The following is an 8,455-nucleotide window of genomic DNA, read 5'->3' as shown; positions in this document are numbered from 1 at the left end:
CACGTCCGCCAGGACCTGCGCAGCTATCGTCAGCTGCCGGTCAACTACTACCAGATCCAGACCAAGTTCCGCGACGAACGCCGGCCGCGCTTCGGCGTGATGCGCGCGCGCGAATTCATCATGAAGGACGCCTACAGCTTCCACATGGATGCCGAGTCGCTGGCCGCCGAGTACGAGAACATGCGCGCGGCCTACTCGAAGATCTTCACGCGCGTGGGTGTCGAGTTCCGCATCGTCAAGGCGGATGGCGGCGCCATCGGCGGCTCCCGCACCGAGGAATTCCACATCCTCGCGCAGGCCGGCGAAGACTTGCTGGCGGTCAGCGATGAAGGCGATTACGCGGCCAATGTCGAAGCGGCGGAAACTTTGCCGCAGGATGCGCACAGCGCCGCCAACGAGACGCTGACCAAGGTCGCCACGCCGTATCAGAAGACCTGCGAAGACGTCGCCAAGTTGCTAAAGCTGCCGCTGGCCCGCACGCTGAAGCTGATCGTGGTCAAAGGCGCGGAAGGCGGCTTGATCGCGCTAGCGGTCCGCGGTGATCACGAACTCAACACCATCAAGGCCGAGAAGCATCCGAAGATCGCCGCGCCGCTGAACCTGGCCAGCGATGCCGAAATCCAGGCCGCGTTCGGCTGCGTGCCGGGCTTCCTCGGGCCGGTCGGCGACAAAGTGACGGTGATCGCCGATTACGCGGCCGCTGCGCTCAGCGATTTCGTCTGCGGCGCCAACGAAGCCGGCTTTCACGTCACCGGTGCCAACTGGGGCCGCGACGCCGCCGAGCCGGAAGCGGCCGATCTGCGGATGATCGTCGAAGGCGATCCGTCGCCGGACGGTCGCGGCACGATCAAGCTCTACCGCGGCATCGAAGGTGGCCACATCTTCCAGCTTGGCAAGAAGTACACGAAGGCGATGAACGTCAGTGTGCTCGACGTCAATCAGCAGCCAGTGACGCCGGAAATGGGCTGCTACGGCATCGGCGTGTCGCGCATGGCAGCCGCCGTGATCGAACAGCGCAACGATGCGAACGGCATTCTCTGGCCGGATGCGATCGCGCCGTTCCGGGTCATCGTCTGCCCGATCGGGCTCGACAAGGCCGATACCGCCGCAGCCGTGAAGGGCGCTGCCGAAACGCTCTACACCGAGTTGCTGGCGGCCGGTGTCGACGTGGCCATGGACGACCGCGGCCTGCGTCCCGGCGAAATGTTCAAGGACGCCGACCTGATTGGTATTCCGCATCGCATCGTCATCGGTGCCAAGGGGCTGGCAACGCAGCAGTTCGAGTACAAGCGCCGTGATGCAGCGGCTGCCGAGCTGATTGCGGCGACGACCGGCGCGGTGCTCGACAAGCTCAACGGTTGATCGAAATGGGTGTCGGCGGCCTACGATCAGGCTGTCGAAATCTTGAGGTCGCGAGCGTGCTGATGCCCGAGGCTGTCCGCCGAAGCTGCTGGATGCTGCGCCCGGTTGCGGGGCTCTCCCTGCTGCTGGTCGCCGCCTCGGCATTGGCGGCGCCGACTCACGCCCCCGAACCCGAACTGCGCCTGCTGATGAAGCAGGCGATCGATTCGGCGACCAGCTTCGACGATCGCTATCTCGCCGAAATCTGGCTGACCGATATGTCCGGGCGGATGGCGAGGTACGTGCCGAAGGCGATCCCCGATCCCGAGCAGCGGCTGCGCTTTCTGCGCCTGCTGCATGCGGAGGCGACCAAGGCCGGCATCTCGCCGGAACTGGTGCTGGCGACCATCGATGTCGAAAGCCGCTTCGATCGTTTCGCGGTATCCAGCGTCGGCGCGCTCGGCTACATGCAGATCATGCCGTTCTGGATCGAGGAGATCGGCGAGAGGGGCGACAACCTGTTCCACACGCCAACCAATCTGCGCCTCGGCTGCACGATCCTGAAGTTCTATCTGGCCAAGGAAAAGGGCAGCTACGTGAAGGCGCTGGCGCGCTACAACGGCTCGATCGGCAAGCCGGATTATCCGTATCTGGTGCTGGATCGGCTGACGCGGCGCTGGAGCCGGTGAAGCAGGGGTCAGTGGCTGGTGGTCAGTGGCCGGCGACCAGCAGCGGGATCATCAGCTGGCCACTAGCCACGGAACACGGATCACTGCTTCCCGACGGGATGACTGGCTGCGTAGTCCAGCGCCTCGGTGACGGCTTTCAGGCTCGGGTAACGCGGCACCCGCAGTTTCTGGCCGCTCTTCACTTGGCTGGGCTGCGGCAGTGACTTCGGGTTGGCGCGCCAGATCAGCGGCCACAGATTGGCGTTGCCGTAGGTTTCCGGCTTCGCCGCGATCTGCCACAGGCTTTCGCCGTTGCCGACGCTGTAGCTGTTGTATGCAGCATCCAATTCGTCGTTCAGCCGCAGCAGGCCGACCAGGGCGTTTTCCTGCTCGCCGCGTGCCGCCGTCGCTTCGAGCTGGGCGATGCGCGCTAGCTGGGCATCGTCCAGTCCAGTGCGCTCGCTGGCCTTGGTGAGCAGCGAGCGAATCTCCGACGCAGTCGGGCTTTCAGCGGCAGCGGCGGGCCGAATGCTCGGCGCGGGTGCTGGCGGTAGCGCAGCTTCCGCGACGGCAGCGGTGATCGATGTCGCCGGTGTTTCGCGGGGCACCAGGTTTGGCAACTGCGGCAGCGGCATGGTGGCCAGCGCCAGGCGTTCAGATTCGCTGATCGTGCCCAATACAGGCGTACCGCCTGCTGTGACGGCCGGCCTGGTGATCACCGCAGGCTTCGGTGGGGCGGACGCCGCGGGCGCGCTTGAGGGCGCAGGACCAGCGCTGGTTGCGGCTGCTGCAGTACCGGCAATCGCGCGGGGCTCGGGTACCGCTTTCACCCGGCTGACGGTCGCTTGCGTCGACGCTTCCGCCTTCGTGGGCGGCGAGGCGGGCACTGTCGAGGGTGTTGTGGTGGACGTCGCGGTTGTTGTCGGACTCGGCGTTGTTGCTTTCGCCGGCACGGTTCCCGTGTTGGAAGGTCCGGCGTTGGTGAGGCCGTTGCTGGTCGATGGAGGCGGGCTGGCGGCTGCCTTGCCGGCCTTGCCAAAAGCCATGATGGCAGCCGCGGGACTGACCCCTGGGGGTTGTTGCGAAACCGCTACGCTGACCGAGGGTAGTTGCCGGCTTGCGGCGTCGGGCGGTGTTGTTGAGGCAGCGTGTTTCGATCGCTTGGATTTTCGAGATTTGGCTGCCGCCGTTGCACCGGACGATGTCGCCGCACCCGGCTTCGCGGCGCTGGCCGCATCGGTCGTGGGCACAACGGGGGCCGCGTTGCGCGCAGATCCTGCCGCCGGGGCAGCATCGGCCTCGGGCACAGACTTGTTTGACTGCGTTTCAGCGTGGCAAGGCGCAGCCAGGTACGCGCTGAGTAGCAACAGGCAGAGCGAGCGAGTGTCGTGTCGCAACGAAAGGATCATGCGGAGCAGACCAGAAGCTTGAGGTGAAAGGGAGCCGCGGCCGTTTGAGCAGCGATTATGGGCGCTGACGACGACATCTCGGCTCGTTGGAGTTTGTAGCCATTTTTCCCGATCACCACGAGGTCTGTCTGATCGGGTCGCCATCGGCGGTGACCAACGGCAAAGCTTCGCGTTGTCTGGTCGGGACGAGTCGCTTCAGGCCTTACAATCGCACATATCCTTGAGGTAACAGATGATCGACGTACTGGTGTTGTACTACTCGCGGCATGGCTCGACGGCGGCAATGGCGCGGCAGATTGCACGCGGTGTGGAATCGGTCAGTGGTGTGCAAGCGCGGCTGCGCACAGTGCCGCCGGTATCGGCACAAACCGAAGCCGTGGCGCCGGCGGTGCCGGAAGAAGGTGCGACCTATGCCACCTCGGCCGATCTGCGCGAATGCGCTGGCCTGGTGCTCGGCAGTCCGACCCGTTTTGGCAACATGGCCGCACCGCTCAAGTACTTCCTCGATGGCACCTCGGACCTATGGCTGTCCGGCACCCTGGTCGGCAAGCCGGCGGCGGTATTCACCTCGACCGGCAGCATGCACGGCGGCAATGAGGCCACCTTGCTGACGATGATGCTGCCGCTGCTGCATCACGGCATGCTGCTGGTCGGCCTGCCGTACAGCGAGCCACGCCTGTCGGCGACCGAGAGCGGCGGCACGCCGTATGGCGCGAGCCATGTTGCTGGCACCGGGCCGAAGCCGCGCGTGCTGACCAAGGATGAGATCGAGCTCTGCCAGGCGCTCGGCCGGCGGGTTGCGACGGCTGCCGTGAAACTCGCCGCATGAGCATTCGAACGAGTGGCCGTCCCTTGAGCCGGTATGCACATTCCGCTGTGCTGCTCTGCCACGTGGCGCTGGTGATCGGCCTGTGGCTGTGGGCCACGCCGCTGACCGGCTTTCTGCTGGTGCTGCCGCTGCTGATCGCGGTGCCCGGGCTGATTCGCGGCCGGCGCTACACCGCAGGCTGGATGACCTTGCTGATCTCAGGCTACATCGCTGCGTTGATGTCCGAAGCGCAGGCGGTGCCTTCGCGTCACGATCTGGCGCTGGTGTTCAGCGTCATCGCGGCGCTCGAGTTCGCGGCACTGGTGCTGTTCGTGCGCTGGTCGGCGCGTGAGAACGGTGTGGCGAGGATCTAGGTAGGTCGGGCCGCGCGCGCCCGACGGCTTTGGCCTGACAGCAACTGCACCGCCGGACACGGCCCGACCTACGAGCGCCTCTGGCTTCAGCCCCGATGCTCGCTGGCCAGATATTCCTCGGACTGCATTTCGCGCAGCCGTGACTCGATGCGGCCGAACTCGAACTTGAGCTTGGTGCCGACATACAGCTCGTTGGCCGGCACTTCGGCGCCGATCAGCAGCTTCACGCCGCGGTCGTAGAACTCGTCGACCAGGGTCATGAAGCGGCGCGTGGCGTCATCGCGGGTGCTGTCGAGTCGCGGTACGCCGGTGAGGACCACGGTGTGATGCAAGCGGCCGAGCTCGATGTAGTCGGCCGCTGAACGAGGGCCTTCGCAGAGCTCGTCGAAATCGAACCAGACCGCGCCTTCGGCGATGCGCCGTGCATGCAGCACACGGTCGTTCAGGATCAGTTCGCCCGGGCCGATATCGCCATGCGGCGCCAGCGCTTCGAAGTGGCGGGCGAGTGCGGCTTCGGCGCGGGCATCGCAGGGATACAGATACAGCTCGGCGTCCTGCAGCTGGCGCAGGCGGTAATCGGTGCCGCCATCGACATTGAGAACGGTGACGCTGCTCTTGAGGACTTCGATCGCCGGCAGGAAGTTCTGCCGCTGCAGGCCGTCCTTGTACAGGCCATCAGGCGGCACATTGCTGGTGGCGATCAAGGTGATGTTGCGCTTGAACAATGCTTCGAACAGGCGGCCGAGGATCATCGCGTCGGCGATGTCGGCAACGAAGAATTCGTCGAAGCACAGCACGCGCGTCTGCTCGGCGATTTCGTCGGCGACTTTCTGCAGCGGGTCGGTATCGCCCTGGTAGCGATTGCGCTGCGCGTGGACATCGAGCATGAAGCGATGAAAATGGGTGCGCCGCTTGCGGCTGAACGGCAGCGCGTCGAAGAAGGCATCCATCAGATAGGTCTTGCCGCGGCCGACGCCACCCCAGAGATACAGGCCGGGCACCGCATTCCAGCTCAGACGGCTGGAGCCGAAGCGGCGCCGCGGCGGGCTTTCGATCAGCGTTTCGTAGACCTTCTGGAGTGCGGCGACCGCCGCTGCCTGCGCGGCATCGGACACGAAGCCTTCGCGTTGCAGATCCGCTGCGTAACGCTGCGCAGGTGGCGGCGCCAGTTCGGTCGCCGGGATCAGATCATCGTTATTGCTGCGGCCAGAGCCGAACAAGGCCATGTGATCAGCTCCGGGTTCCGAACGGCGGCGGCGTCCAGTCACCGGCGTCGCCGTCGGCACTGTTGGCGAGCATCACCGCGCGTGCGCTGGCACTCAGCGCATCGGCTGCTGCCCGGCTGTCGTCGCTGGCTTGCATCGCCGGGAAGCATTCGATCTCGATCGGCGCCCAACTGCACAGCCGGGCACCTTCGCCGAGCAGGGTGCGCGAGCCGCGAATCACTGCCGGCACGATCTTCGCGCCTGCGCGGGCGGCGATCACGAAAGCGCCGGGCTGGAACGGCAGCAGCAGCGGCGCGGCGCGGAAGGTGCCTTCCGGGAAGATCGCGAACGATTCGCCGACCTTGACCCTATCGATCAGTGCCTTGGTGGCTTTCGCCGCTTCACGCGGTGCGCCGCGATTGACGAAGCTGACGCCCATGCGGCTGATCACGCGGCCGACATACGGCCATTCGGCCGCGCCGTGCTGAACCAGAAAAGTGAAGCGTGCCGGCAGCGCGGCGGTCAGCAGCAGGCCGTCCAGATAGCTCGCGTGATTGCAGATCACCAGGGTCCGCTCATCGGGGAGATTGTCGAGGCCACGCACGCGGAACGGGATGAAGCTGAGCAGCAGCCAGGCGCGCACCGTGAAGCGGCCGATGGCACGGCGCAGCGGCAGCCCGGGCGCGATGATCAGCAGCGGGCAGAGCAGCAACAGCGCGACGACGACAAACACCAGCGCCGAATAGATGCCATGCAGCTTGCGGAGGAAATTCAGGAGCATGCGTGAGGGAATGAGCGAGCAAACTATTATAGGTCGATGACCGAGGCTGCCCCGACCCTCTTGCACCCCGCGGATGCCGCCGGCATCGAACGCTTCTGCGATCAGTTGTGGCTGGAGCATGGCCTGTCGAAGAACACGCTGGCCTCGTACCGTTCCGATTTGAGCTTGCTGGCGCGCTGGCTGCGCAGCCAGAACATCCTGCTCGATGATGCCGACGCCGCAGCAATCAAGGGCTATCTCGCTGCCAGGCTGGAGCAGGCGACGCGGCCGACTCAGGATCGCCAGCCAGCCCAGCGCTTCGGCGCCGGATCGCAGGCCCGCTTCATCACCGTCTGCCGCCGCTATTACGGCTGGCTGCTGCGCGAACGGGTCCGCAACGACGATCCCTCCACCCAGCTCGACATGCCGCGCCTGGGCCGGCGTCTGCCGAAGACCTTGGCGATGCGCGAAGTCGAAAGCCTGTTGGCAGCGCCGGATGCTGCGCAGACCTTGGGCCTGCGCGATCGGGCGATGCTGGAACTGCTGTACGCCTCGGGCTTGCGCGTTACCGAGCTGATCCGCCTGCGCCGCGACGAGATCAATCTGGAACACGGCGTCGTGCGCCTGATCGGCAAGGGCAACAAGGAACGCATGGTGCCGACCGGCGAATTGGCGCTCGACGCGGTTCGCGAATGGCTGCGCCACGGCAGACCGCAGATCGCCACCGCCGACTCCGCCGACTGGGTGTTTCCGAGCACCCAGGGCGGGCCGATGACCCGGCAGAACTTCTGGATGCTGATCAAGCGCTATGCGGTGCAGGCCGGCATCCACTCTCCGTTGTCGCCGCACACCTTGCGCCATGCCTTCGCAACGCACCTTCTCGAACACGGCGCCGATCTGCGCGTGGTCCAGACCCTGCTCGGACACTCGGATTTGTCGACGACGCAGATCTACACGCATGTGGCGAAGGCGCGGTTGAAAGCGCTGCATGCGCAGCATCATCCGAGGGGGTGAAACCTTTGCGAGCATTGCTCGCAAAGGTTTCACGCCCGGCCACGGATGGCCCGGGATCAGTTGGTCGGAAATCCGCTGGAACCCTTCTCCCCTCGGGAGAAGGGCAGGGATGAAGGACTTCGCACGTAAAGACCACTCAAGTGGATAGCGAGTCCCTCACCCAACCCTCTCCCGGAGAGAGAGGGCTTTCAATCATGGCCGCCAGACCGTCTCTGTCTCCGGATCGTAAACCGCCAATCCCAGCGCCAACGCCGCATCGCGCACCATCGGCAGCACGTCATCGACCCGTGACGGCACGATGGTCAGGATCGCGACGTCGTGCATCAGATTGTCCAGCAGCGGGCCATCGGCCCAGACGCTGCGCTCGATCTGGTCTTCGCGCAGCGTGCTGATGCAGGGATGGCGCGCTGTCACCCGCTCGATCAGTTCGATCAGCAGCGGATCCGGCGGCAGGCCGCTTTGCTCGAAGGCTTCCGAACGACGGTCGAAGTCGTCCCAGACGGCAGCGTCGTCCGCCGGCACTGGCAGCACGCTGAACATCAGCAGTCGGCTCACGGGCTGACGCTCAGAGATGCAGGCCGCACTCGGTCTTCGGCTTGCCCAGCCAGCGGCCGCTGCGGCCTTCGCCGGCCACGGTGCAATGCGTGCAGCCGATCGACGAATAACCGCGCGCCACCATCGGATGGAACGGCAGATCGTGTTCCTTGATATAGGCGTCACGCTCTTCGCGGGTGACGTCGATCATCGGGTTGAACTTGAGCACGCCGCGCCGCAGTTCGAACACCGGCAGGCCGGCACGGTGATCGGTCTGCCAGTGCATCAGGCTCGACATCCACACCTTGTAGTTCGGCTTGATCATTTCCAGCGGCTCGACCT

Annotated in this window: 11 protein-coding genes; 6 read left to right on the top strand and 5 right to left on the bottom strand. The window is 65.3% G+C overall.

Annotation, left to right across the window (positions count from 1 at the left end):
- A partial coding sequence (locus QZY06_RS15190) for a proline--tRNA ligase (protein WP_295685911.1) occupies positions 1–1,362 on the top strand: 1,362 nt, incomplete at its 5' end.
- Between the two features lie 92 nt (positions 1,363–1,454).
- Positions 1,455–2,030, top strand: coding sequence for a lytic transglycosylase domain-containing protein (locus tag QZY06_RS15185; RefSeq protein WP_295685910.1), 576 nt, complete (start codon positions 1,455–1,457; stop codon positions 2,028–2,030).
- Between the two features lie 80 nt (positions 2,031–2,110).
- Here QZY06_RS15185 and QZY06_RS15180 read toward each other — a convergent pair whose 3' ends face one another.
- Positions 2,111–2,686 (bottom strand): LysM peptidoglycan-binding domain-containing protein, encoded by a 576-nt coding sequence (locus QZY06_RS15180; RefSeq protein WP_295685909.1) that lies wholly within the window; start codon positions 2,684–2,686, stop codon positions 2,111–2,113.
- 19 nt (positions 2,687–2,705) lie between these two features.
- Here QZY06_RS15180 and QZY06_RS15175 point away from each other — a divergent pair, with 19 nt between their 5' ends.
- The 3 genes from QZY06_RS15175 (at position 2,706) to QZY06_RS15165 (ending at position 4,600) form a co-directional block, all read left to right on the top strand.
- Complete coding sequence (locus QZY06_RS15175) at positions 2,706–3,440, top strand: hypothetical protein (RefSeq protein ID WP_295685908.1); 735 nt, start codon at positions 2,706–2,708, stop codon at positions 3,438–3,440.
- Positions 3,441–3,650: 210 nt separating this feature from the next.
- Entirely contained in the window at positions 3,651–4,247 is a 597-nt protein-coding gene (wrbA, locus tag QZY06_RS15170; RefSeq protein ID WP_295685907.1) for an NAD(P)H:quinone oxidoreductase, read from the top strand.
- A gap of 23 nt (positions 4,248–4,270) precedes the next feature.
- A complete protein-coding gene (locus tag QZY06_RS15165) occupies positions 4,271–4,600 on the top strand; it encodes a DUF2069 domain-containing protein (protein ID WP_273455944.1) in 330 nt (109 codons plus the stop codon).
- 86 nt (positions 4,601–4,686) lie between these two features.
- On the opposite strand, the gene zapE is transcribed toward QZY06_RS15165, so the two are convergent.
- Together zapE and QZY06_RS15155 are read right to left on the bottom strand one after the other, a co-directional pair.
- Positions 4,687–5,826 carry a cell division protein ZapE gene (zapE, locus tag QZY06_RS15160; protein ID WP_295685906.1) on the bottom strand — a complete coding sequence of 380 codons (1,140 nt, stop codon included), beginning with the start codon at positions 5,824–5,826 and terminating at the stop codon, positions 4,687–4,689.
- A 4-nt stretch (positions 5,827–5,830) separates the two neighbouring features.
- Entirely contained in the window at positions 5,831–6,586 is a 756-nt protein-coding gene (locus tag QZY06_RS15155) for a lysophospholipid acyltransferase family protein (protein ID WP_295685905.1), read from the bottom strand.
- A gap of 36 nt (positions 6,587–6,622) precedes the next feature.
- Here QZY06_RS15155 and xerD point away from each other — a divergent pair, with 36 nt between their 5' ends.
- Positions 6,623–7,579, top strand: a complete 957-nt coding sequence (gene xerD / locus QZY06_RS15150; protein ID WP_367275657.1) for a site-specific tyrosine recombinase XerD — start codon at positions 6,623–6,625, stop codon at positions 7,577–7,579.
- A gap of 192 nt (positions 7,580–7,771) precedes the next feature.
- Here xerD and QZY06_RS15145 read toward each other — a convergent pair whose 3' ends face one another.
- Positions 7,772–8,134, bottom strand: a complete 363-nt coding sequence (locus tag QZY06_RS15145; RefSeq protein WP_295685903.1) for a hypothetical protein — start codon at positions 8,132–8,134, stop codon at positions 7,772–7,774.
- Positions 8,135–8,144: 10 nt separating this feature from the next.
- On the bottom strand, positions 8,145–8,455 hold a 311-nt coding region (locus tag QZY06_RS15140; RefSeq protein ID WP_295685902.1), incomplete at its 5' end, for a phosphoadenosine phosphosulfate reductase family protein.

Source organism: uncultured Nevskia sp., assembly GCF_903885465.1.
Taxonomy (GTDB): domain Bacteria; phylum Pseudomonadota; class Gammaproteobacteria; order Nevskiales; family Nevskiaceae; genus Nevskia.
Note: the sequence above shows the minus strand (reverse complement) of the source record. Positions and strands in the feature narration are given on the sequence as shown.